The 22,650-nt window shown below is 62.1% G+C and carries 21 protein-coding genes and 1 pseudogene; 15 read left to right on the top strand and 7 right to left on the bottom strand.

Annotated features, from left to right (window positions below):
* Positions 1-10 precede the first annotated feature (10 nt).
* From AC1RO5_RS11335 to nrdR, 3 genes are read right to left on the bottom strand one after another with little or no spacing between them, the layout of a single operon-like run.
* Entirely contained in the window at positions 11-688 is a 678-nt protein-coding gene (locus AC1RO5_RS11335; protein WP_493174935.1) for a riboflavin synthase, read from the bottom strand.
* A gap of 44 nt (positions 689-732) precedes the next feature.
* Positions 733-1,866: a bifunctional diaminohydroxyphosphoribosylaminopyrimidine deaminase/5-amino-6-(5-phosphoribosylamino)uracil reductase RibD gene (gene ribD / locus AC1RO5_RS11340; RefSeq protein ID WP_493174936.1), complete on the bottom strand. Its 1,134-nt coding sequence runs from the start codon at positions 1,864-1,866 to the stop codon at positions 733-735.
* Positions 1,863-2,327, bottom strand: coding sequence for a transcriptional regulator NrdR (gene nrdR / locus AC1RO5_RS11345; protein WP_007906838.1), 465 nt, complete (start codon positions 2,325-2,327; stop codon positions 1,863-1,865). The genes ribD and nrdR overlap by 4 nt, the downstream gene beginning before the upstream one ends.
* A 116-nt stretch (positions 2,328-2,443) precedes the next feature.
* Here nrdR and AC1RO5_RS11350 point away from each other — a divergent pair, with 116 nt between their 5' ends.
* The 3 genes from AC1RO5_RS11350 (at position 2,444) to trxA (ending at position 4,629) form a co-directional block, all read left to right on the top strand.
* Positions 2,444-2,908, top strand: coding sequence for a YbaY family lipoprotein (locus AC1RO5_RS11350; protein ID WP_019650858.1), 465 nt, complete (start codon positions 2,444-2,446; stop codon positions 2,906-2,908).
* Positions 2,905-3,561 carry a class I SAM-dependent methyltransferase gene (locus tag AC1RO5_RS11355; RefSeq protein ID WP_493174937.1) on the top strand — a complete coding sequence of 219 codons (657 nt, stop codon included), beginning with the start codon at positions 2,905-2,907 and terminating at the stop codon, positions 3,559-3,561. The genes AC1RO5_RS11350 and AC1RO5_RS11355 overlap by 4 nt, the downstream gene beginning before the upstream one ends.
* Before the next feature lie 195 nt (positions 3,562-3,756).
* Entirely contained in the window at positions 3,757-4,629 is an 873-nt protein-coding gene (gene trxA / locus AC1RO5_RS11360) for a thioredoxin (RefSeq protein WP_493174938.1), read from the top strand.
* Positions 4,630-4,658: 29 nt separating this feature from the next.
* Here trxA and AC1RO5_RS11365 read toward each other — a convergent pair whose 3' ends face one another.
* A complete protein-coding gene (locus AC1RO5_RS11365) occupies positions 4,659-5,006 on the bottom strand; it encodes a hypothetical protein (RefSeq protein WP_493174939.1) in 348 nt (115 codons plus the stop codon).
* 135 nt (positions 5,007-5,141) lie between these two features.
* On the opposite strand from AC1RO5_RS11365, the gene AC1RO5_RS11370 reads away from it, so the two are divergent.
* The 5 genes from AC1RO5_RS11370 (at position 5,142) to AC1RO5_RS11390 (ending at position 9,340) form a co-directional block, all read left to right on the top strand.
* Positions 5,142-5,741, top strand: coding sequence for a DUF2796 domain-containing protein (locus tag AC1RO5_RS11370; protein ID WP_493174940.1), 600 nt, complete (start codon positions 5,142-5,144; stop codon positions 5,739-5,741).
* 156 nt (positions 5,742-5,897) lie between these two features.
* The gene (locus AC1RO5_RS11375; protein ID WP_493174941.1) at positions 5,898-6,608 is read left to right on the top strand and encodes an ABC transporter ATP-binding protein; all 711 of its coding nucleotides are present in this window, start codon (positions 5,898-5,900) and stop codon (positions 6,606-6,608) included.
* Between the two features lies 1 nt (position 6,609).
* Complete coding sequence (locus tag AC1RO5_RS11380) at positions 6,610-7,875, top strand: ABC transporter permease (protein ID WP_007933653.1); 1,266 nt, start codon at positions 6,610-6,612, stop codon at positions 7,873-7,875.
* Between the two features lie 11 nt (positions 7,876-7,886).
* Positions 7,887-8,405, top strand: coding sequence for a DUF3299 domain-containing protein (locus AC1RO5_RS11385; protein ID WP_493174942.1), 519 nt, complete (start codon positions 7,887-7,889; stop codon positions 8,403-8,405).
* 236 nt (positions 8,406-8,641) lie between these two features.
* Entirely contained in the window at positions 8,642-9,340 is a 699-nt protein-coding gene (locus AC1RO5_RS11390; protein ID WP_493174943.1) for an OmpW/AlkL family protein, read from the top strand.
* Positions 9,341-9,614: 274 nt separating this feature from the next.
* On the opposite strand, the gene AC1RO5_RS11395 is transcribed toward AC1RO5_RS11390, so the two are convergent.
* Together AC1RO5_RS11395 and AC1RO5_RS11400 are read right to left on the bottom strand one after the other, a co-directional pair.
* Positions 9,615-10,544 (bottom strand): NAD-dependent epimerase/dehydratase family protein, encoded by a 930-nt coding sequence (locus AC1RO5_RS11395; protein ID WP_493174944.1) that lies wholly within the window; start codon positions 10,542-10,544, stop codon positions 9,615-9,617.
* Positions 10,537-11,421, bottom strand: a complete 885-nt coding sequence (locus AC1RO5_RS11400) for a sugar nucleotide-binding protein (RefSeq protein ID WP_032830563.1) — start codon at positions 11,419-11,421, stop codon at positions 10,537-10,539. Before AC1RO5_RS11400 ends, AC1RO5_RS11395 begins: the two co-directional genes overlap by 8 nt.
* A 264-nt stretch (positions 11,422-11,685) precedes the next feature.
* Between AC1RO5_RS11400 and AC1RO5_RS11405 the strand changes: the two genes are divergently transcribed.
* The 6 genes and pseudogenes from AC1RO5_RS11405 (at position 11,686) to AC1RO5_RS11430 (ending at position 20,927) form a co-directional block, all read left to right on the top strand.
* The gene (locus AC1RO5_RS11405) at positions 11,686-16,011 is read left to right on the top strand and encodes a DEAD/DEAH box helicase (protein WP_493174945.1); all 4,326 of its coding nucleotides are present in this window, start codon (positions 11,686-11,688) and stop codon (positions 16,009-16,011) included.
* Between the two features lie 271 nt (positions 16,012-16,282).
* On the top strand, positions 16,283-17,494 hold the full coding sequence (locus AC1RO5_RS11410; RefSeq protein WP_493174946.1) for an MFS transporter: 1,212 nt from the start codon (positions 16,283-16,285) through the stop codon (positions 17,492-17,494).
* Between the two features lie 157 nt (positions 17,495-17,651).
* Positions 17,652-17,828 (top strand): annotated as a pseudogene (locus AC1RO5_RS11415) (DUF72 domain-containing protein); the annotation flags it as partial.
* Between the two features lie 29 nt (positions 17,829-17,857).
* Complete coding sequence (locus tag AC1RO5_RS11420; protein ID WP_493174947.1) at positions 17,858-18,655, top strand: endonuclease/exonuclease/phosphatase family protein; 798 nt, start codon at positions 17,858-17,860, stop codon at positions 18,653-18,655.
* Positions 18,652-19,938: a cardiolipin synthase ClsB gene (gene clsB / locus AC1RO5_RS11425; RefSeq protein WP_493174948.1), complete on the top strand. Its 1,287-nt coding sequence runs from the start codon at positions 18,652-18,654 to the stop codon at positions 19,936-19,938. The genes AC1RO5_RS11420 and clsB overlap by 4 nt, the downstream gene beginning before the upstream one ends.
* Complete coding sequence (locus AC1RO5_RS11430; RefSeq protein ID WP_493174949.1) at positions 19,935-20,927, top strand: lysylphosphatidylglycerol synthase domain-containing protein; 993 nt, start codon at positions 19,935-19,937, stop codon at positions 20,925-20,927. The genes clsB and AC1RO5_RS11430 overlap by 4 nt, the downstream gene beginning before the upstream one ends.
* Positions 20,928-20,993: 66 nt before the next feature.
* On the opposite strand, the gene AC1RO5_RS11435 is transcribed toward AC1RO5_RS11430, so the two are convergent.
* Positions 20,994-21,989 carry a GlxA family transcriptional regulator gene (locus tag AC1RO5_RS11435; protein ID WP_493174950.1) on the bottom strand — a complete coding sequence of 332 codons (996 nt, stop codon included), beginning with the start codon at positions 21,987-21,989 and terminating at the stop codon, positions 20,994-20,996.
* Between the two features lie 101 nt (positions 21,990-22,090).
* On the opposite strand from AC1RO5_RS11435, the gene AC1RO5_RS11440 reads away from it, so the two are divergent.
* On the top strand, positions 22,091-22,645 hold the full coding sequence (locus AC1RO5_RS11440; protein ID WP_493174951.1) for a cysteine hydrolase family protein: 555 nt from the start codon (positions 22,091-22,093) through the stop codon (positions 22,643-22,645).
* Positions 22,646-22,650: the final 5 nt, after the last annotated feature.

The following is a 22,650-nucleotide window of genomic DNA, read 5'->3' on the forward strand; positions in this document are numbered from 1 at the left end:
CCCCCTTGAGTCAGGATTTGAGATAGCCGTTTTGGGCCAGAAAGCTTTCAGTAATAGTGCCGCCAGACTTTTGTGAAGAGCCAGGCTCAGCAGCCTTGTCGCCCAGCAGCAGGCGCTCCAGATAACGGGCCAGCAAGTCGACTTCCAGGTTCACCCGGCGCCCTGGCTTGTAAGCAGCCATGATGGTTTCGCTCAGGGTGTGCGGAATGATCGTCAGCAAGAACTCGGCGCCATCGACCGCGTTCACCGTCAGGCTGGTGCCGTCGACGGTGATCGAACCTTTATGGGCGATGTACTTGGCCAGTTCTTTCGGCGCACGGATGCGAAATTCCACGGCGCGGGCATTGTCGGTGCGCGAGACCACTTCGCCGACACCGTCGACGTGACCGCTGACCAAGTGCCCGCCGAGGCGGGTGGTCGGGGTCAGGGCTTTTTCCAGATTCACCGGGCTGCCGCTCTTGAGGTCATTCATGGCGGTGCAGTCGAGGGTTTCGCGACTGACGTCCGCCGCAAAGCCATTGCCCGGCAGTTCAACCGCCGTCAGGCACACGCCGTTGACGGCAATGCTGTCGCCCAGTTTGACGTCGCTCAGGTCGAGCTTGCCGGTTTCTACGTAAACCCGCACATCTCCGCCTTTTGGGGTCAATGCACGAATACTGCCGATGGATTCGATGATGCCGGTAAACATGGAGTCCTCCTCGAGAACAGGGCCTTCTGGGCTGCAGCCGGGAATTATACGCTGACCGTTGGGACAGGTATGGCAATGACTCGCCAGTCATCGCCAACCGCGCGGATTTCGGTAATTTTGAGCTCGGGCGCATCTTTCATCTGCGCCAGCGGCCAATCCAGCAACGGTCGGGCCGTGGAGCCGAGGAACTTGCCGGCAATGAATATCTGGAACTCGTCCACCAACCCTTGCTGAGCAAACGCCCCGGCCAGACGTGGGCCAGCCTCGACCAGCACCTCGTTGACATCACGGGCAGCCAGCTCAACCAGCAACTTGCGCAAGTCGACCTGGCCATCGTCGCCAGCCACGATCAGGCATTCCGGACCGTTGGCGTATTGCTCTTCGATCGCCATGCACGTCGCGACCAATGCCGGGCCGGCCTTGAAGAACGGCGCGTCCAGCGGCACCCGCAGGCGACCGTCGATCAGCACCCGCAATGGAGGACGGCTCATGGCCAAGGCGGTTTGTTCGGGATCCAGGCCCAATTCATCGGCACGCACGGTCAAGCGGGCATTGTCCGCCAGCACCGTGTCGGCGCCGGTCAGCACCACGCTGGCCTGAGCGCGCAGCCGTTGTACCGCCGAACGCGCCGCTGTGCCGGTGATCCACTGGCTCTCGCCGCTTTCCATCGCCGTGCGACCGTCGAGACTCATGGCCAACTTGACCCGCACGAACGGCAAGCCGTGCTCCATGCGCTTGAGGAAGCCTTCATTGAGCTTGCGCGCCTCAACTTCCAGCACGCCGCTTTCGGTGGCGATACCCGCCTGGGCCAGACGTTGCAGACCGCGACCGGCGACTTCCGGGTTCGGGTCCTGCATCGCCGCAACGACGCGCGCCACACCGGCATTCACCAGCGCATCGGCGCAGGGCGGCGTACGGCCGTGGTGGCTGCACGGTTCGAGGGTCACGTAAGCCGTGGCGCCTCGCGCCTTGTCGCCAGCGGCGCGCAGGGCGTGGACTTCGGCATGGGGCTCGCCGGCGCGCACATGCCAGCCTTCGCCGACAATCTGCCCGTCACGCACCACCACGCAGCCGACCCGCGGGTTGGGGTGCGTCGTGTAATGACCTTTGCGCGCCAGTTCCAGGGCACGGGCCATGTAATGGGCGTCGAGGATGGCTTGTTCCGGGGAGGTGGTCATTCTTTCACCGGTTCACGGGCGAGGCGATCGATCTCTTCGCGGAACTCGTTGAGGTCCTGGAAGCGTCGATACACCGAAGCGAAGCGGATATAGGCGACTTCATCAAGCTTTTTCAGCTCGGCCATCACCAGTTCGCCGACCACGAGGGATTTGACCTCGCGTTCGCCGGTGGCGCGCAGCTTGTGCTTGATGTGCACCAGCGACGATTCCAGGCGCTCGACACTCACCGGGCGCTTCTCCAGCGCCCGCTGCATGCCGGCACGGAGTTTTTCTTCGTCGAACGGCTGGCGACTGCCGTCGGTTTTGATCAGGCGCGGCAACACCAGTTCAGCGGTTTCGAACGTCGTGAAACGTTCGCCGCAGGCCAGGCATTCACGCCGGCGGCGCACCTGTTCGCCCTCGGCGACCAGACGCGAGTCGATGACCTTGGTGTCGTTGGCACCGCAGAAGGGACAGTGCATGGTGGCAGGCAACAAAAAATGGGAGGGCCATGGTAGCGCATCCCCGTGGCAAGACAAGCCATAGGGTTTGCGGTATACAGACGGGCTATAATGTTTTCACCTTGCCGGAGCCGCCAATGTCGTTACGACCGCTCGTTTTGCTCAGTCTTTTCAGCCTGCTGGTGGCCTGTGGCAGCGATGCACCCAAGCCCCAGCCACCGACGCCCGGCCCGGCGCCGCAACAGGCACAGAAGAAAGCCAAGGCGTCTGCCGAGCTCGGCCCGCTGCCGGCTTACCAACGTGAAATCAGCGGCACCCTGCTAGGCGTGCCGACCGACGCCGAAGTCGAACTGGCGCTGCTGGTGATCGACGACAAGGGTCGCCCGCAACAATTGCTCGCCAGTGCCAACCTGATCGGCACCAATCAGGTGTTGCCGTTTCGCCTGCGTTTCAACCCTGAATCCTTCCCGGTTGGCGCTCGCGTTGAACTGCGCGGCCGTGCCAGCCAGTCCGGGCAGTTGATACTGCATCTGCCGGCGCAAATCGTCACACAGCCGACAACCCAGGCCCTGGGTCAGCTGCAATTCGTCAAAGCGCCATGATTGCACCGCTCGACCTGCAACAGGCGTTGGGTGAACTGCTCGGTGACGCACAGCTTGTAGCCTGTGAGTTACCGGGCACCGAGCTGAAACTCTGGCTGATCGACGGCGACAACATGGACCGCGCCTTCAGCCCCGAAGAAACCCGGCGGATTCTCCACGAGCCGCCGTACTGGAGTTTCTGTTGGGCCAGTGGGTTGGCCGTGGCCCGCTATCTCGCCGAACACCCGCATTGGGTCGAAGGCAAACGGGTGCTGGATTTCGGCGCCGGTTCCGGGGTGGCCGCGATTGCGGCAGTGAAGGCCGGGGCGCTGGAAGTGGTGGCCTGTGACCTGGACCCGCTGGCGATTGCCGCGTGTCGGGCGAATGCCGAACTCAATGATGTGCCGCTCAGCTATTCAACGGACTTTTTCGCCGAGGCGGATCGGTTTGATCTGATTCTGGTGGCCGATGTGTTGTACGACCGGGAAAATCTGCCGTTACTCGACGAATTTCTCAGCCGTGGCCGGGAAGCGTTGGTGGCGGATTCGCGGGTGCGGGATTTTCGCCATCCGCTGTATCGGCGCATCGAGATGCTGGAGGCGATGACCTTGCCGGACCTGGCCGAACCCGAAGAGTTTCGGCATGTGAGCCTTTACCACGCGCGGCGTGCTTGAAGCCGACATGATCGTTCCCACGCTCCAGCGTGGGAATGCAGCCCGGGACGCTCCGCGTCCTTTCATATGGCGTGACGCAGAGCGTCACTGGAGGCATTCCCACGCAGAGCGTGGGAACGATCATGGTCACCCCGCTTTCAGCCGCCCCCCACCAAGCTTTATAGTGGTTCCATCCACGCTTTTACGAGATCCCCCATGAGTCAGGAAACGCCGTACATCTTCGACGCCACGACTGCCGATTTCGACCAGTCGGTGATCGAGAACTCTTTTCACAAACCGGTACTGGTGGATTTCTGGGCCGAATGGTGTGCGCCGTGCAAGGCCTTAATGCCGATGCTGCAAACCATCGCCGAGAGCTATCAGGGCGAGTTGCTGCTGGCCAAGGTCAACTGCGATATCGAGCAGGACATTGTTGCGCGTTTCGGCATTCGCAGCCTGCCGACCGTGGTGCTGTTCAAGGACGGTCAGCCGGTGGACGGTTTTGCCGGTGCGCAACCGGAATCCGCTGTACGCACGATGCTCGAACCTCATGTGCAAATGCCGCCTCCAGCCGCCGCCGATCCATTCGAACAGGCTCAGGCGTTGTTCGATGACGGCCGTTTCGCCGACGCCGAAGCCACGCTCAAAGTCTTGCTGACTGAAGACAACACCAATGCCAAGGCCCTGATCCTCTACGCCCGCTGCCTCACCGAGCGCGGTGAACTGGGTGAAGCGCAAGTCGTGCTCGACGCGGTCAAGACCGATGAGCACAAGGCCGCACTGGCCGGCGCCAAGGCGCAGATCCAGTTTCTCGGTCAGGCCAGGGACTTGCCGGATGCGGCAGACCTGAAAGCACGTCTGGCGAAAAACCCGCAGGACGATGAGGCGGTCTATCAACTGGCGATCCAGCAGCTGGCCCGTCAGCAATACGACGCGGCGCTGGATGCCTTGCTGAAACTGTTCATCCGCAACCGCAGCTATAACGAAGGCTTGCCGCACAAGACTTTGCTGCAAGTGTTCGACCTGCTGGGCAACGATCACCCGCTGGTGACCACATACCGTCGCAAGCTGTTTGCCGCGCTCTATTAAAATCAAAAGATCGCAGCCTGCGGCAGCTCCTACGCTGGCTCGCGCCAGCTATAAAGCGGTGTATCCCCGCCGCTCACCACTTTGACATCTGCGCAGTGGCGCAAGCGCACCAACAAGCGCTTGCCCGTCGCTGCGCTGCCGGTCAGCCCTTCCAGTTGCTCCAGCAAATCCGGCCCGCTCAATTGCCCGGCCTTGCGCAGCAATTCTTTGGCGATCTGCCACAGCGCCTCGTCCTGATTCACCGGTTTGGCGGGGGTCACACTCGCCTCGGGTTTGGCTGCCTGCAACTGCGCACCGAGCTGCGCCCAGTCGCCCTCATCCAGTTCCAGGGTCAAATCCACCGGCCAGTCGCCGATGCTTCCGCGTATTCGCAACATAAGTCTGCTCCTGCCCACACATGACTCGCATGCTCCCATGGGTCTTGCACAACGCCAAGCAGACGGTCAAACTCTCGACACTTTCGTTATAAGATTACATAACAAATTTTTCATTTTACTTTTCGGAGACCCGCCATGCGCCGTCTGCTGCTCGCTTTGCCGTTTGCCCTGTTGCCACTGGCTGTCGCCCACGCGGCTGTCGAGCATGATCACGACCATGAGCACGGCAGCCTCGGCGCCCACGAACACGGCGTCGGTCGTTTGAATGCGGCTCTGGACGGCCAGACCCTCGAGCTGGAACTGGAAAGCCCGGCAATGAACCTGGTGGGCTTCGAACACGCCGCCACCACCGACGCCGACAAGGCCAAGGTCGCCGCGGTCCGTGCCCAACTGGAAAAACCGCTGGCGCTGTTCAACCTGCCGAAAGCCGCCGGTTGCGTGGTCGCGACTCAAGAATTGGAAAGCCCGCTGTTCGGTGACAAGCCGGATGCCGACGACCATGACGAAGATGAGCATGAAGAAGCCAAGGACGGTCACGAGCATCACCATGACCACAGCGAAATCCACGCCCGTTACCAATTCAGCTGCTCGGCCCCAGGCGCGCTGAAAACCCTGGATCTGGCGACTGTCTTCAACACATTCCCGGCTACCCAGAAGATTCAGGTACAACTGATCAGCCCGGGCGGACAACAAGGGGTTGAAGTGACAGCCAAGGCTGCTGCCCTCAAGTTCTGATCCAACCCCCATCCTGTAGGAGCGAGGCTTGCCCGCGAAAGCGATCTGTCAGTCAACATCTCTGTTGGATCTACTGGCCTCTTCGCGGGCAAGCCTCGCTCCTACAGGGAGTAATGTTGAATGTGAAGTCGAGACAAACCTCATGAAATCGGCGCCATGACCCAAGCACTCATCGAACTGTCCGACCTGGGCTTCAGCTGGCCCGGTCACCCGCCGCTGCTGGACATCCCGGCGTTCCGCCTGGAGCCTGGTGAAACCCTGTTCCTCAAAGGCCCCAGCGGCAGCGGCAAGACCACCCTGCTCGGCCTGCTCGGTGGTGTGCAGAAGCCTGATCGCGGCAGCATTCGCCTGCTCGGCCAGGAGCTGACCGAACTCTCGGCCGGTGCCCGCGACCACTTCCGGGTCGATCACACCGGCTACATCTTCCAGCAGTTCAACTTGCTGCCGTTTCTGTCAGTGCGGGAGAACGTCGAACTGCCCTGCCACTTCTCGAAACTGCGTGCCGAGCGGGCGAAACAGCGCCACGGCAGCGTCGATCAGGCCGCCGCTACCCTGCTCGCCCATCTGGGCCTGAAAGACGAAAACATTTTGGGCCGCCGCGCCGATTCGCTGTCCATCGGCCAGCAGCAACGGGTCGCTGCCGCGCGTGCGTTGATCGGTCAACCGGAATTGGTCATCGCCGACGAACCGACCTCGGCCCTGGACTACGACGCTCGCGAAAACTTCATTCGCCTGCTATTCGCCGAATGCCGCGAAGCCGGCTCGAGCCTGTTGTTCGTCAGTCACGATCAGAGCCTCGCGCCGCTGTTCGATCGCCACCTGTCGCTGGCCGATCTCAATCGCGCCGCCACCCTGTCCGAGGTTTGAGATGTATTTGTTTCGTCTAGCCATGGCCAGCCTGGCTAACCGTCGCTTCACCGCGATCCTCACCGCGTTCGCCATCGCCCTGTCGGTCTGCCTGCTGCTGGCGGTGGAGCGGGTGCGCACCGAGGCCAAGGCCAGTTTCGCCAGCACCATTAGCGGCACCGATCTGATCGTCGGCGCGCGTTCCGGCTCGGTGAACCTGCTGCTGTATTCGGTATTCCGCATCGGCAACGCCACCAACAACATCCGCTGGGACAGCTTCGAGCAGTTCGCCAACAACCCGAAAGTGAAGTGGGCGATCCCGATGTCCCTCGGCGACTCCCATCGCGGTTATCGGGTGATGGGCACCACCGAGGCGTACTTCGAGCATTACCAGTACGGCCATCAACAGCATCTGGAACTGGCCGACGGCCGCGCCTTCGCCAGCGATCCGTTCGAAGTGGTGCTCGGTGCCGAAGTGGCCGATGCACTGCACTACAAACTCGGCGACAAACTGGTGCTGGCCCATGGCGTGGCGGCGATCAGCCTGGTCAAGCACGACGACAAACCATTTACCGTGGTCGGCATCCTCAAACGCACCGGCACCCCGGTGGACCGCACGCTGCACATCAGCCTCGGCGGCATGGAAGCGATCCACATCGACTGGCACAACGGCGTGCCGGCGCGTGGTAACGGTCGGGTCAGTGCCGATCAGGCGCGCAACATGGACCTGACGCCGCAAGCAATCACCGCGTTCATGCTCGGCCTTAACAACAAAATTTCGACCTTCGCGCTGCAACGCGAAATCAACGAGTTCCGTGGCGAACCGATGCTGGCGATCCTGCCGGGTGTGGCGTTGCAGGAGCTGTGGAGTTTGATGAGCACGGCGGAAAAAGCCTTGTTCGTCGTCTCGTTGTTCGTGGTGCTGACCGGGTTGATCGGCATGCTCACGGCGATTCTCACCAGCCTCAACGAGCGCCGCCGCGAGATGGCAATTCTGCGTTCGGTGGGCGCGCGGCCGTGGCATATTGCGACTTTACTGGTGCTGGAAGCGTTTGCCCTGGCGTTGTCGGGAGTGATTGCCGGCGTGGCGCTGCTGTATGTTGGCATCGCCGTGGCGCAGGGTTACGTGCAGTCGAATTACGGCTTGTACCTGCCGCTGGCCTGGCCAAGCGAATATGAATGGACGCTGCTCGGTGGCATCCTGATCGCCGCGCTGCTGATGGGCAGCGTGCCGGCCTGGCGCGCTTATCGTCAATCCTTGGCCGATGGCCTGTCGATCCGCCTGTGAGGACCTTGAACATGCCCCGCGCCCTGCTTGCGCTGTTGATGCTGGTCGCCCTGCCCCTGTGGGCGGCCGAGCCGAAAGACTTGACCTGGTCGGAAATGATCCCGCCGGATGCCCCGCCAGAAGTGCCGAACATGACGCCGCTGCACGACCTGTCGAAGATGAGCGACGCGTTGTCCGCGGAGTCGGCGCCGGCCGCCAGACAAGACATGCCGAACGCGCCGGTGGTGAAGAGTCTCGATGGCCAGAACATTCGCTTGCCGGGGTACATCGTGCCACTGGAAGTCAGTGAAGAAGGCCGCACCACGGAGTTTCTGCTGGTGCCATATTTCGGCGCCTGCATCCACGTACCGCCTCCACCGTCGAACCAGATCGTGCATGTCAAAAGCGAAGTCGGCGTGAAGCTCGATGAGCTGTATCAGCCGTACTGGGTCGAAGGTGCGTTGCAGGTCAAGGCGTCCACCAGCGAATTGGCGGATGCCGGGTATCAGATGGAGGCGCAGAAGATTTATATGTATGAACTGCCGGAGTGAATCCGGCAGTCAGGTGTTGATTGAAAGGACGCCTTCGCGGGCAAGTCGGATCGCCGCACCGCTCGCTCCCACAGGTTCAACATTGCCCTTGTAGGAGCGAGGCTTGCCCGCGAAGAGGCCATCAAAGATCCATCAAAATCAGCCCATCACTGTTTCATTGAGCTGAGTCAAAAGACCGTATCAGTTGGATCCCTACCATTGGACATCGAACATTTTTAACGTCCTTTGGAGCCCCCATGCACAAGTCCCTGCTCAGCGCTTCGCTGCTTGCCCTCGCGCTCGCAGCCCCGCTCGCCCATGCCCACACCGCCGGCGACATCATCGTTCGGGCCGGTGCGATCACCGTGAATCCGACGGCCGACAGCTCCAGCGTCAAGGTCGATCAGGGCCCGCTGAAGGGCGCCGATCTGGGTGGCAAGGCCACCATGAGCAGCGACACGCAACTGGGCCTGAACTTCGCCTACATGATCACCAACAACCTGGGGATCGAACTGTTGGCGGCTTCGCCGTTCGAGCATGACGTGAAGCTCAAAGGCACCGCGCTCGGCGCCGCCAACGGCAAACTCGGTACCCTGAAACACCTGCCGCCAACCCTGAGCCTGGTCTACTACCCACTGGATTCCAAGTCCGCATTCCAGCCGTATATCGGCGGCGGTATCAACTACACCTGGATCTACGACGAGCACGTCGGCAGCGAAGCCAGCGCCAATGGCTTCAGCAACTTCAATGCGAAAAACTCCTGGGGCCTGGCCTGGCAGGTCGGCGCCGACTACATGCTGACTGACAACGTGATGATCAACGCCCAGGTGCGCTACATCGACATCGACACCCGTGCCACCGTCGAGAACAATGCCGTAGCCCCGGGCACCCGCGCACGGGTGAACGTGGACGTCGATCCGTTCATCTACATGGTCGGTCTGGGTTACAAGTTCTAAAGAACGTTCACGTGGTGGTGAATGAGGCGTTGTGACGGTCAGACTTAGAACTGATGGCGGCCGATACGCGGTCGACCGGGAGTAAAACGCCCCCGTCACAAGGATTGCATCAGCGGTAACGCAAATTCCAGCCGTGAAAAAGGCGCCTTCAAGGCGCCTTTTTCACTGATCGTTCCCATGCTCCGCGTGGGAATGCTTCACCGGACGCTCCGCGTCCGCTCTTGGGACGCGGAGCATCCCTGGCTGCATTCCCACGCGGAGCATGGGGAACGATTTATCGTCCCAACAACCGCGCCAGGCCAACGCTCATTGGCGTCTGCTCCGGGTAAGTGAACCGCTCCAGTAACCGCCGGTTATTCGCTCGTGAATGGCGGATGTCACCGGAACGCGCCGGGCCGTAGCTCACGGGCGGCAGCTTGCCGACCACGGCTTCAAGGGCTTCAAGCATCTGCTTGAGAGTCGTCGCCTGATTCCAGCCGACATTCACCGCCCCGACCTCGACCTGCGGTTTCTCGATGGCTTGCACCAGCACGTCCACCAGGTCCTCGACGTAGACAAAATCCCGAGTCTGCTCGCCATCACCAAACACGGTGATAGGCAATCCTTTCTGCGCGCGCTCGCTGAAAATGCTGATCACACCGGAGTATGGCGAGGACGGATCCTGACGCGGGCCAAAGATGTTGAAGAAGCGGAAAATCACCGGTTCCAGACCATGCTGGCGGCGATAGAAATCGAAGTAATGCTCGCTCGCCAACTTGTCCACCGCATACGGCGTCAACGGTGCCTTGGGCGTGTCTTCGTCAATCGACTCGCCTTCGCCATTGTTGCCATAGACCGCTGCGCTGGACGCGTACAACACGCGTTTGACACCGGCCTGACGCATGGCTTCGCAAACGTTCAGCGAGCCGATGAAGTTGCTCTGATGAGTTTTCACCGGATCGTCCACCGAAGCCTGCACCGAAGCCACTGCGGCCAGATGCGCCACCGCGCTGCAACCGAGCATCGCCTGCGCCACCAGGGCGGCATCGGCGACGTCGCCTTCGATCAGTTCGACGAGGGGATTGCCCATCGGCAGGTTGCTGCGTTTGCCGGTGGACAAGTCATCGAGAATTCGCACCGAATGCCCTTTGGCGAGCAAGGCATCGGTCAGGTGCGAACCGATGAAACCGGCGCCGCCGGTGATTAAAACAGGGCCGTCAGCCATGGCGATAAAACCTATCCAGTAAGCCCGGGAGTGCCGCGCGCCAGGCGCGGGGTTTGATCCCGAAAGTGTGCAGAATTTTCTTGCAGGCCAGCACCGCGTGTTGCGGTTCTTCGGCAGCGTCGGGCCGCGCGGCGTGAGCCTGGGCGGTCGGTGCTTCGATGGCCAGCGGGTGCAGGGCGCGTGCTTCAGTGAGAATCGCCTGCCCCAGTGCCAGCGGTGTGGTCGCCTCATGCCCGGCGTAGTGGTAAGTGCCCCACAGCGGCGCCGCGCAATCGAGTTGCTTGAGCACCGAAATGATCACCCGGGCTGCATCGTCCACCGGCGTCGGATTACCGCGACGATCATCCGCCATCAGCAGTTCTTCCGCTTTCTCGGCCCGGGCGAGGAATCGCCCAAGGGTACCGTCGGGGCTGTCATCGAGCAGCCAGCCGAAACGCAGCAACACGTGCTGCGGACAGGTGGCGCGCACGCTTTGCTCGATGCGCCACAAGGCCTGACCGCGCAGGCCCAACGGTACCGGTTCGTCTTTTTCGCTGTAGGCGGTCGCCCGGGAGCCATCGAACACGCGATAACTCGACGGTTGCAGCAGCACGATGTTGTGATGCTGGCACAGCTCGGCCAGCCGCTCGATCGCGCGCTCCTGCCCGGCCAGACGCTGCTCGCTGACGGTCTCCGCCTGGAACCAGTCGAAATAGTAGGCGAGATTGATCAACGCATCCGGACGGGTATCGTCGAGCAGTTGCGTCAGGCTCGCGGCGTCCCAGCCGTCTTGTGGTGGGCGGGGGGCGAGGAAACCGATGTCTTCCTCCGCACCGAGGCGAATCAGCGCCTGCCCAAGGGCATTTCCGCCGCCCAGTAACATAAGGCGCATTCGCATAGAGTCAGCAGGCCCAGTCTGATTGGAACGATGGCTTTATCGACAGCGCCCGCAGGCGATGTCCTCAATAATTGCCGGAATCGTTGCATTTTGCGGGTTTAGTGCGCAACCGTCACCCGTAAAGTGTAGTTCCCGGGGATTTGTGGTGCCGCTACCGGCCTCTTCGCTGTAGGAGCGAGGCTTGCCCGCGAAGAGGCCCTCGGAATAGACGCAGATCCTGAGCGGTACTTGCAACTTCCCCGCCCCACCCGCATAAATTACTTCATGAATCTGCCCATCCCCACGGACGCTGCACTGGCAGGCTTTCACCCCGCCGTCAGCGCCTGGTTCAGCAACACCTTCGCGACGGCCACCGCCGCCCAGGCCCGGGCGTGGCCGTTGATCCGCCAGCGCCGTTCAACGCTGATTGCCGCGCCCACCGGTTCCGGCAAAACCCTCACCGCGTTTCTGGCCGTGCTCGACGATCTGGTCCATTGCGGCCTTGAAAACCCGGATGGCCTGCCGGACGAAACCCTGGTGGTCTACGTTTCGCCGCTCAAGGCGCTGTCCAACGACATCCAGATCAACCTCCAAAACCCGCTGGCCGGCATCACCGAGCAGTTGCGTGTGATGGGCCTGCCCGACGTGCCGATCAGCACTGCCGTGCGCACCGGCGATACGCTGCAAAAAGACCGCTCGGCCATGCGCAAAACCGCGCCGCACATTCTGGTGACCACCCCGGAATCCCTTTACGTGCTGCTTGGCTCCGATTCCGGCCGAAAAATGCTCGGCACCACGCAAACGGTAATCGTCGACGAAATCCACGCCATCGCCGCCAGCAAACGCGGCAGTCACCTGGCCCTGAGCCTGGAGCGCCTGCAAGCGCTTTGCCCGCAACCGCTGGTGCGGATCGGCCTGTCGGCCACGCAAAAACCCATCGAAGCGGTGTCGCGCTTTTTGGTTGGCCGCGATCGCGCCTGTGAAATCATCGACATTGGCCACGCCCGCCCACGGGATCTCGATATAGAAGTGCCTCCCGTGCCGTTGTCAGCGGTGATGGCCAACGACGTGTGGGAGCTGGTCTATGACCGCCTCGCCGCCCTCGCCCGCGATCACCGGACCACGCTGATTTTCGTCAACACCCGGCGCCTGGCCGAACGCCTGAGCCGGCACTTGAGCGAACGCCTCGGCAAAGAGGCCGTGGCCGCCCACCATGGCAGCCTGGCCAAGGAGTTTCGCCTGGACGCCGAGCAACGGCTCAAGCGCGGCGAGCTGCAAGTGCTGATCGCCACCGCCTCGCTGGAATTGGGGATCGATATCGGCGATGTCGACCTGGTGTGCCAGATCGCTTCACCGCGCTCGATTGCCGGTTTTCTGCAACGGGTCGGCCGCTCCGGGCACCAGGTTGGCGGCACGCCCAAGGGCCGGTTGTTCGCCACCACCCGCGACGACCTGATCGAATGCGCCGCCCTGCTCGATTGCGTGCGCCGTGGCGAACTCGACACCTTGCTGATCCCCGAAGCGCCACTGGACGTGCTGGCCCAGCAGATCATCGCCGAGGTCAGTTGCCAGGAATGGCAGGAACAGGCGCTGCTGGAGATGCTACGCAACGCCTCGCCCTACTCCACACTCGACGAAAAGCACTATCAGGCACTGCTGCACATGCTCGCCGAGGGCTACAACGGTCGCCAGGGAATTCGCAGCGCTTACCTGCACCGGGACGCCGTAAGCCGCACCTTGCGCGGCCGTCGGGGCGCCAAGCTGACTGCCGTGACCAGCGGCGGGACGATTCCGGACAACGCCGACTACAGCGTGTTGCTGGAGCCTCAGGGGCTGAACATCGGCAGCGTCAACGAAGACTTCGCGGTGGAAAGCATCGCCGGGGATATCTTTCAGCTGGGCAATACCTCGTATCGAATCCTGCGGGTCGAAACCGGCAAGGTCCGGGTCGAAGACGCTCAGGGGCAGCCGCCGACCATTCCGTTCTGGCTCGGGGAAGCACCCGGTCGCAGCGATGAACTGTCGTTCGCCGTGGCCCGCCTGCAAGCGCGACTCGATGAACTGCTCGCCGCCACACCCGGCGATCTGCAACCAGCCCTCGACTGGCTGACCGACACCCTCGGCCTGAACCTCGCCAGCGCCGAGCAACTGGTCGACTACCTGGCCCGGGCCCGCCTGACCCTCGGCGCCTTGCCGTCGCAAGACACACTGGTGATGGAGCGGTTTTTCGACGAGTCCGGCGGCACGCAACTGATCATCCATTCGCCGTTCGGCAGCCGCATCAATCGTGCCTGGGGCCTGGCCCTGCGTAAGCGTTTCTGCCGCGCCTTCAATTTCGAATTGCAGGCCGCCGCCAGCGAGGACGCCATCGTGCTGTCGCTGTCCACCAGCCACAGCTTCGAGCTGGACGACGTGTGGCGCTACCTGCACAGCAACAGTGCCGAACATATCCTGACTCAAGCGGTGCTCGAAGCCCCGCTGTTCGGCGTGCGCTGGCGCTGGAATGCCGGGGTCGCCCTCGCGCTGCCACGCTACAGCGGCGGCCGCAAAGTACCGCCGCAGATCCAGCGGATGAAAAGCGAAGACCTGATCGCCAGCGTGTTTCCCGATCAGATCGCCTGCGTGGAAAACCTCGCCGGTGAGCGCGAGATTCCCGACCATCCGCTGGTGGAACAAACCCTCGACGATTGCCTGCACGAGGCCATGGACAGCGAAGGCTGGCTGGCGCTGTTGCGGCGCATGGAACAGGGCGATATCCGCCTGATCAGCCGCGATTTGCCGGCGCCTTCACCACTGGCAGCAGAAATCCTCAGCGCCCGCCCCTACACCTTCCTCGACGACGCACCGCTGGAAGAACGCCGTACTCAGGCGGTACTCAACCGCCGCTGGAGCGATCCGCAGTCCACCAATGACCTCGGCGCGCTGGACGCCGAGGCGATTGCCGCCGTGCGCGACGAAGCCTGGCCAACGCCAACCGGCCTCGATGAAATGCATGAGGCCTTGATGAGCCTGGCGTGCATTACCGAAAGCGAGGCCCAGGCCAACCCGAATTGGCTCGAGTGGCTGAACACCCTGGCCGACAGTGGCCGCGCCAGCCGCTTGCAGATCAATGCCGAGCATTCGCTGTGGTTGGCGCTGGAACGGCTGACCTGTCTGAAGGCGATTTATCCACAGGCCACATTGATTCCACTGCTGGAAGCGTTGCCGGGTTTCGATGAAATCTGGGAGCCAGACGAAGCAGTGCTGGAAGTGATCCGTGCGCGGCTCAGCGCGTTTGGTCCGTTGCCGCTGACGGCGATTGCCGAACCGCTTGGTTTACCGGCGCTTCAAGTCACTCAGGCCTTGGCCCAACTGGAACGCGAAGGTTACGTGCTGCGCGGGCAATTCAGCCCGGACGCCCGCGAAGAGGAATGGTGCGAACGACATCTGCTGGCCCGAATTCATCGCTACACGGTCAAACGGCTGCGGCGGGAAATCGAGCCGGTGGCGTTGCAGGACTTCATGCGTTTTCTGTTCGACTGGCAGCATCTTTCTACCGCGAGCCGAGGCCAGGGCAGCGCGGTATTACCGGCGATCATCAGCCAGTTCGAAGGCTACCCCGCCGCCGCTTCGGCATGGGACAGCGACATTCTGCCGGCGCGGCTCAAAGACTATTCGGCGAGCTGGCTGGATGAGTTATGCCGCAGCGGCAAACTGGTCTGGACCCGCCTGACCGCGCGCAACAAGAGCGCCGGCACGGCATTGCGCAGCACGCCGATTCTGCTGCTGCCGCGTAATCAGGTCGGGTTGTGGAGCAGCTTGACCGAGCAGACGCCGGTCAGCGAGCTGTCGCCCAAAACACAAAAGGTCCATGCAGCACTCAGCCAGCACGGCGCGCTGTTTTTCGATGAGCTGATTCACGAGGCCCATCTGCTGCGCTCGGAACTGGAAATCGCCTTGCAGGAACTGGTCGGTGCCGGACTGGTAAACGCCGACAGTTTCGCCGGGTTGCGGGCGCTGATCACCCCGGCCAGCAAACACCAGAATCGCAGCAGTCGACGCGGGCGCGGCGCGTTTGTCGGCGGCATGGACGACGCCGGGCGCTGGGCGTTGTTGCGCCGTGGTACTGCCGCGCCGGTTGTGGATAAACAACGCCCGACATCCACGCCCACAGAAACCCTGGAACACATCGCCATGACCTTGCTGCGCCGTTATGGCGTGGTGTTCTGGCGCTTGCTGGAGCGTGAGGCGGATTGGCTGCCGAGTTGGCGGGAATTGTTGCGCACGTTCCATCGGCTGGAGGCCCGGGGCGAGATCCGTGGCGGACGGTTTGTCAGTGGTTTGGCCGGTGAACAGTTTGCGCTGCCCGAGGCGATCCCGTTGCTGCGCGAAGTCAGGCGGCGCCCGCATGACGGGAGTCTGATTGCAGTGTGCGGGGTGGATCCACTGAACCTCGCCGGCACCCTGCTGCCGGGCGTGAAAGTGCCGGCGTTGGCGAGCAATCGGCTGGTGTATCGCGATGGCTTGCCGGCTGCCGCCGAGATCGCCGGCAAGCAGCAGTTCTGGCTGGAGCTGGATCAGCAATCGACTACAGAAGTACGCAACACACTGATCCGCCACTCCCCCTTGTAGGATTCAATCTCCTGTGGCGAGGGAGCTTGCTCCCGCTGGGGTGCGAAGCGCCCCCAAAACCTGCAACCCCATTTCTCCCGAATGCACCACGCTGTGTGGTTTCACGACTGCTCCGCAGCCGAGCGGGAGCAAGCTCCCTCGCCACAAGGTTTAATACCAGCCGTGAGATATTTGACCTGCACGCAAATATCAAATGCCCACCCCTGTATTTTTCCGCACGACCCAAACCCCGACACTGCGCTCCATCAATCAATCCACCGGAGTTGCAGCCATGCCCATTGCCTTGCTGGCGCTGACCCTTAGCGCTTTCGCCATCGGGACGACGGAGTTCGTCATCGTTGGCCTGTTACCCACCATCGGCGCCGACCTCGGCGTCAGCCTGCCGTCCGCCGGTCTGCTGGTCAGTCTGTATGCGCTCGGGGTGGCCGTCGGCGCGCCAGTGCTGACCGCCCTCACCGGTAAAGTCCCACGTAAATTGCTGCTGTTGTCGCTGATGGTGCTGTTCACCCTCGGCAACTTGTTGGCCTGGAAAGCGCCGAGCTACGAGTCGCTGATCATTGCGCGGATCGTCACCGGCCTGGCCCACGGGGTGTTTTTCTCGATTGGCTCGATCATCGCCACCAGCCTGGTGCCGAAGGAAAAAGCCGCCAGTGCGATTGCCATCATGTTCACCGGCCTGACCGTGGCGCTGGTCACCGGAGTGCCGCTGGGGACGTTTATCGGTCAACATTTCGGCTGGCGTGAAACCTTCCTCGCCGTGTCTGCATTGGGTGTGATCGCCTTCATCGGCAGCCTGCTCTACGTGCCGAAAAACATCGCCCACAGCAAACCGGCTTCGCTGTTGCGGCAGTTGCAGGTACTGAAACAACCGCGTCTGTTGTTGGTGTATGCCATGACGGCGGTCGGCTACGGCGGCTCGTTCATCGCCTTCACCTTTCTGGCGCCGATTCTTCAGGACATATCCGGCTTCAGCGCCAGCACCGTCAGCCTGGTGCTGCTGGTGTACGGCATCTCGGTGGCCGTCGGCAACATCTGGGGCGGCAAGCTGGCGGACAAACGCGGCCCGATCGGCGCCCTGAGAATCATCTTCGCCCTGCTCGCCGCCGTGTTGTTCGTGCTGACCTTCACCGCCGACAATCCATGGCTGGCCCTGGCCACTGTGCTGGTCTGGGGTGCGGTGGCGTTCGGCAACGTGCCGGGGCTGCAGGTGTATGTGGTGCGTCAGGCCGAACATCACACCCCGCATGCGGTGGACGTGGCGTCGGGCCTGAACATTGCGGCGTTCAACCTCGGCATTGCCGGTGGTGCGTGGGGTGGTGGTTTGATCGTGGCGCATATGGGCCTGATCCATACCGCGTGGATCGGTGGCCTGGTGGTGTTGGTGGCATTGGCACTGACCGCCTGGAGTGGTCGTCTTGATCGATTGGGCCCGGTGTATGCCGAGCCGGCTGAAGGTTCGGCCCGGATCGTCGCCGGACACTGATAGATCAAATGATCGTCGCTTTCGGCAACTCCTGCGCGCCTGTGGGAAGCTGCCGAAGGCTGCGATCTTTTGCTTTTACCGTCCGTAGTCCCGTCGAAACTTTCTCGCACGCCTGGCAGTCATCAAAAGACAGGGCTGTCCGAGGATGGGAGGCGACATGGCGGCGATTCATATCGGTATTTCAGGCTGGCGCTACACGCCCTGGCGGGGAGGTTTCTACCCGAAGGGGCTGACCCACAAACGCGAATTGCAATTCGCGTCACGGGCAGTCAACAGCATCGAAATCAATGGATCGTTCTACGCCCTGCAACGGCCCGAACGTTACGCCCAGTGGTGCGAGCCGATCGCCGAAGGAGCGCTGCCATGAGCATTCCCGAACCGGTCGGCGGAACGGATGAACAACAACCCATCATCAATGCCGTGAGCCGCTTCACCGTGCTGACGGTCAACACCCACAAGGGGTTCACCGCGCTCAACCGGCGCTTCATCCTGCCCGAGTTGCGCGACGCGGTGCGCAGTGTGTCCGCCGATGTGGTGTTTTTGCAGGAGGTCCACGGCACCCACGAGCATCACCCCCTGCGCTACAACAATTGGCCGGCGATGCCCCAGTACGAATTCCTTGCCGATAGCCTGTGGCCGCAATTCGCCTACGGGCGCAACGCGGTCTACCCGGCGGGCGATCACGGCAATGCACTGTTGTCGAAATTCCAGATCATTCGCCACGACAACCTCGACGTGTCCATCAGCGGCCATGAAAACCGTGGAATCCTGCATTGCGTGTTGCGCATGCCCGGCGATGGCCGGGAAGTGCATGCCATTTGCGTCCATCTGGGGTTGCGCGAAAGCCACCGGACGGCACAGCTCAAGCTGCTGATCCGACGCCTGGAAGAGTTACCGCAAGATGCTCCGTTGGTGGTCGCCGGCGACTTCAACGACTGGCGTCAGCGCGCCGATGCGTTGCTCAAGCCTTGTGGTTTGCGTGAGGTATTCGCCGAGCTGCATGGCAAACCGGCGCGCAGTTTCCCGGCGCGGTTGCCGACGTTACGCCTGGACCGTATTTACCTGCGCAACCTCAAGGCCAGCCGTCCGCAAGTACTGGCCGCACGCCCCTGGTCCCATCTTTCCGACCATGCGCCGCTATCGGTGGAGATCGAGCTATGAGTAGCCCATCGATGGAAAAGGCCACGGTCGAACAGGTTTCCCCACCGCCGCCCGTGCGTGAGCCGGCGGTGACTGACGTCGAATACAGCTGGCACGGTAACAACCGGGTCCAATTGCTGGAAAACGGCGAGGAGTACTTTCCACGGGTGTTTGATGTACTGCGTCAGGCCCAGAGTGAAATCCTGCTGGAGACCTTCATTCTGTTCGAGGACAAGGTCGGCAATGAGCTTCAACAGATCCTGATTGAAGCGGCGCAACGCGGCGTGCGTATTACCGTCAGTCTCGATGGATTCGGCTGTGGCGAACTGAGTACGGAGTTCCTCGCTGCCCTGAGCATTGCAGGGGTGCGCCTGCAAATATTCGATCCCGCTCCGCGTCATCTGGGCATCCGCACCAACTGGTTCCGCCGCCTGCACCGCAAGATAGTGGTGGTCGACGGCGCGATTGCGTTCCTCGGCGGAATCAATTTTTCCGCCGACCATCTGGCCGACTTCGGCCCCGAGGCCAAACAGGATTACTCGGTTGAAGTGCAAGGCCCGGCGGTGGCCGATATTCATCATTTCGCCTTGCTGCAAAGCGGTCGCCCGGCCCGAGCCAAATACTGGTGGCAACGCCGCAGGCAGCGGCATGCTGAACTGGCGGTCGACGATCATGACGGTCAGGTGCGACTGGTGTATCGCGACAACGCAGAACACCCAAAAGATATCGAAGAGGTGTATTTGCAGGTACTGCGCAGTGCCCGGCGTCGCGTGGTGATCGCCAATGCCTACTTCTTTCCAGGCTATCGGCTGCTGCGCGAGATTCGCAATGCGGCACGCCGGGGGGTCGAGGTGCGCCTGATTCTTCAGGGACAACCGGACCTGCGGGTGGCCAGACTCGCCGCGCGCATGACCTACGACTACCTGCTGCGGGCCGGGGTGTTGATCTACGAATATTGCGACCGCCCCCTGCATGGCAAAGTCGCTCTGGTCGACGAGGACTGGAGCACTGTCGGCTCAAGCAACCTCGACCCGCTGAGCCTGTCCCTGAACCTGGAAGCCAACGTGTTGATCCGCGACCGGGCGTTCAACCACGACCTGTTCCAGCGTCTCGATGATCTGAGCAGCAACCACTGCAAGGTCATGTCGGTGGACACGGCGCCTCGCGGGCGGATCTGGCACATGACCATCGGCTTTCTGGTGTTCCACTTCCTGCGGCATTTCCCGGCGTGGGCCGGTTGGTTGCCGGCGCATAAACCGCGCCTGAAACCCTTTACTCATCCGACCGGGAGCGCCAAGGCATGAGCCATTCCCAAGCGCAGCCTGCGCCGCACTCCGAGACGCCGGGTAGACACCACTGGCGACGCTGGAAAAGACCGCTGACGATGCTGTTTTTCCTGGCGCTGATCGTGTTGTTCACGATGCTCGCCCAGCGCATCGAATGGAACGAAGTATTCGACACCCTGGCCGATTTCAAAGTGCGTACGCTGATCATTGCGTCGGGTGTGACCCTGGCAAGTTTTCTGGTCTATGCCTGTTTCGACCTGATAGGGCGCACCTACATCCGGCAGAACCTGACCTGGCGACAGATCCTACCGGTGGGGATCATCAGCTATGCCTTCAACCTCAACCTGAGCGCCTTGGTCGGCGGCATCGCCATGCGTTATCGGCTGTATTCGCGGCTCGGCGTGAGCAAAGGCAACATCGCGAAGATCCTCGGGCTGAGCCTGGCGACCAACTGGTTCGGCTACATGGTGATTGCCGGCACAGTGTTCAGCAGCGGCCTGATGCGAATACCGCCGGGCTGGAAAGTGAGCAGCAATGTACTGCAAGACGTGGGGGTTTTGTTGCTGCTGTTGAGCATGGGATATCTGGCGGCCTGCCGGTATTCCAGGCGCCGGAAATGGTCGGTTCGCGGCGTGGAAATCATTCTGCCGTCGCTACGCATGGCGATCCTGCAACTGGCCCTCGGCGCACTGAACTGGGCGCTGATGGCGGCAGTGATCTTCACGTTGCTGCCGAGCAAACTGGACTACCCGCTGGTGCTTGGTGTGTTGCTGATCAGCGCCATTGCCGGAGTCATCACCCATATCCCGGCCGGGCTCGGCGTGTTGGAGGCGGTGTTCGTGGCGCTGCTGCAGCACGAGGTATCGCGGGGTAGCCTGGTGGCGGGGTTGATCGCTTATCGGGCGATCTATTTCATTCTGCCGCTGTTGATAACCGTGGTGATGTACCTGGTGGTGGAGGCCAAGGCCAAGTCGTTGCGGATTTCGAAGAAACCTCGGAATGAATAGCAGAATCAAAAGATCGTCCGAACGCGGCCCGAGCCTTCGGCAGCGCCTACAAGGGTCCGCACTCCCCTACCGGGCCACAGCCGCTGTCGGTGTCACGCCAAACCGCGTCCGGTAATCACTCGGCGCCAGCCCGGTAATCTTTTTGAATGTTGCGCGAAACGCACTCGGGTCCTGATAACCCACGGTCCAGGCAATGTGATCAATGGTGCCGTTGGTGAATTCGAGCATTTCCCGCGCCTTGCCGACGCGCAGGTGCTGGCAGTACTCGGTGGGTTTCAACCCGGTCGCTGCACGGAATCGCCGCAGGAAGGTGCGCTCTTCCAGCCCCGCCCGTTCGGCCATCGCCGCCAGCGAGACATCGACCGCCCCAGTGCTTTGCAGCCAATGCTGGACCTTGAGAATCGAGGCATCACCATGGCTGAGAATCGGTGAAAAATTACTGCCGCACTCGCTCGCGCTGTCGCTGTGCTCCACCACCAGAAACTGTGCCGTGCTGGTGGCAATGCTCGGCCCCAGCAGGCGGTTCACCAGCCGTAACCCCAGCTCTGACCAGGCCATCAACCCGGCGGTGGTAATCAGGTCACCGTCATCGACGATGGGCGTGTCAGCCTTGAGCTTGATCGCCGGGTAACGCTCGGCGAAGGCTTTGGCCGAGGTCCAATGAGTGGTGGCGCTACGGCCGTCGAGCAGGCCGCTTTCAGCCAACAGGATCGACCCCACGCAAACCCCGCCCAACGTCGCGCCGCTGGCGTGTTGCTGACGAATCCAGCGGATCAGCCCTTGCGGTGCCTGGCCCTCGGAAAAGCCGCCAATCGACGGAGGGATCAACACCGCGACCAACGCGCCGGCCGGGCCGGGTTGACTGTCGTAGACCCGCTCTGGCGCCTGATCGCCCTCGACCCGCCAATGGCTGATCCGCAGCAACGGCAACTGCGTCGCCTGATGCTCGGCGGCAATCCGGTTGGCCACCCCGAACAGATCCGTCAGCCCATGCACCGCCGCCATCTGCGCGCCAGGATAGATCAGCACGCCCAATTCGACGACTGCCCTTTCTACGCCCATTGTCAGTTTTCCCCCTTCTATTGTCGGTGCGGCCAATCCTCGGACGGCCTGCAAAACCTGATACTTGAATCACACCCAACAAGCACTTCGAGGAAACACTCATGGCCAAGCAAGCACTCATCGTAGTCGATATCCAGAACGACTACTTCCCCCAGGGCAAGTGGCCTTTGGTGGGCGCCGATGCCGCCGCAGACAACGCTGCACGGCTGATCCAGGCCTTTCGCGAGGCCGGTGACGCGGTGGTCCACATCCGTCACGAGTTCACCTCCGACGACGCACCGTTCTTCACCCCGGGCTCCGACGGCGCGAAGTTGCACCCCAAAGTCCTGAACCGCGCCGATGAACCGGTGGTGCTCAAGCACTTCGTCAACTCGTTCCGCGAAACCGAACTCAAGGACATCCTCGACCAGCAAGGTATCGAACACCTGGTGGTCATCGGCAGCATGAGCCACATGTGCATCGACGGCGTCACTCGTGCTGCGGCGGACTTCGGCTACACGGTCACGGTGATCCACGACGCCTGCGCCACCCTTGACCTGGAGTTCAACGGCGTCACCGTCCCGGCCGCACACGTTCACGCCGCCTTCATGTCGGCCCTGGGTTTTGCCTATGCCAGCGTGGTGTCCACCGACGACTTTCTGGTAACCAGCCAATAGGCCTT

This window comes from Pseudomonas sp. GW822-FHT02G04 (genome assembly GCF_058802085.1).

What these genes read in the sequence shown, in the direction of transcription:
- AC1RO5_RS11355 (WP_493174937.1), top strand. Translation starts at nt 2,905, where the DNA reads ATGATTGCACCGCTCGACCTGCAACAGGCGTTGGGTGAACTGCTCGGT.
- AC1RO5_RS11405 (WP_493174945.1), top strand. Translation starts at nt 11,686, where the DNA reads ATGAATCTGCCCATCCCCACGGACGCTGCACTGGCAGGCTTTCACCCC.
- AC1RO5_RS11440 (WP_493174951.1), top strand. Translation starts at nt 22,091, where the DNA reads ATGGCCAAGCAAGCACTCATCGTAGTCGATATCCAGAACGACTACTTC.
- nrdR (WP_007906838.1), bottom strand. Translation starts at nt 2,327, where the DNA reads ATGCACTGTCCCTTCTGCGGTGCCAACGACACCAAGGTCATCGACTCG.
- AC1RO5_RS11375 (WP_493174941.1), top strand. Translation starts at nt 5,898, where the DNA reads ATGACCCAAGCACTCATCGAACTGTCCGACCTGGGCTTCAGCTGGCCC.
- AC1RO5_RS11350 (WP_019650858.1), top strand. Translation starts at nt 2,444, where the DNA reads ATGTCGTTACGACCGCTCGTTTTGCTCAGTCTTTTCAGCCTGCTGGTG.
- AC1RO5_RS11365 (WP_493174939.1), bottom strand. Translation starts at nt 5,006, where the DNA reads ATGTTGCGAATACGCGGAAGCATCGGCGACTGGCCGGTGGATTTGACC.
- ribD (WP_493174936.1), bottom strand. Translation starts at nt 1,866, where the DNA reads ATGACCACCTCCCCGGAACAAGCCATCCTCGACGCCCATTACATGGCC.
- AC1RO5_RS11430 (WP_493174949.1), top strand. Translation starts at nt 19,935, where the DNA reads ATGAGCCATTCCCAAGCGCAGCCTGCGCCGCACTCCGAGACGCCGGGT.
- AC1RO5_RS11385 (WP_493174942.1), top strand. Translation starts at nt 7,887, where the DNA reads ATGCCCCGCGCCCTGCTTGCGCTGTTGATGCTGGTCGCCCTGCCCCTG.
- AC1RO5_RS11390 (WP_493174943.1), top strand. Translation starts at nt 8,642, where the DNA reads ATGCACAAGTCCCTGCTCAGCGCTTCGCTGCTTGCCCTCGCGCTCGCA.
- clsB (WP_493174948.1), top strand. Translation starts at nt 18,652, where the DNA reads ATGAGTAGCCCATCGATGGAAAAGGCCACGGTCGAACAGGTTTCCCCA.
- AC1RO5_RS11335 (WP_493174935.1), bottom strand. Translation starts at nt 688, where the DNA reads ATGTTTACCGGCATCATCGAATCCATCGGCAGTATTCGTGCATTGACC.
- AC1RO5_RS11370 (WP_493174940.1), top strand. Translation starts at nt 5,142, where the DNA reads ATGCGCCGTCTGCTGCTCGCTTTGCCGTTTGCCCTGTTGCCACTGGCT.
- AC1RO5_RS11420 (WP_493174947.1), top strand. Translation starts at nt 17,858, where the DNA reads ATGAGCATTCCCGAACCGGTCGGCGGAACGGATGAACAACAACCCATC.
- trxA (WP_493174938.1), top strand. Translation starts at nt 3,757, where the DNA reads ATGAGTCAGGAAACGCCGTACATCTTCGACGCCACGACTGCCGATTTC.
- AC1RO5_RS11410 (WP_493174946.1), top strand. Translation starts at nt 16,283, where the DNA reads ATGCCCATTGCCTTGCTGGCGCTGACCCTTAGCGCTTTCGCCATCGGG.
- AC1RO5_RS11435 (WP_493174950.1), bottom strand. Translation starts at nt 21,989, where the DNA reads ATGGGCGTAGAAAGGGCAGTCGTCGAATTGGGCGTGCTGATCTATCCT.
- AC1RO5_RS11395 (WP_493174944.1), bottom strand. Translation starts at nt 10,544, where the DNA reads ATGGCTGACGGCCCTGTTTTAATCACCGGCGGCGCCGGTTTCATCGGT.
- AC1RO5_RS11400 (WP_032830563.1), bottom strand. Translation starts at nt 11,421, where the DNA reads ATGCGAATGCGCCTTATGTTACTGGGCGGCGGAAATGCCCTTGGGCAG.
- AC1RO5_RS11380 (WP_007933653.1), top strand. Translation starts at nt 6,610, where the DNA reads ATGTATTTGTTTCGTCTAGCCATGGCCAGCCTGGCTAACCGTCGCTTC.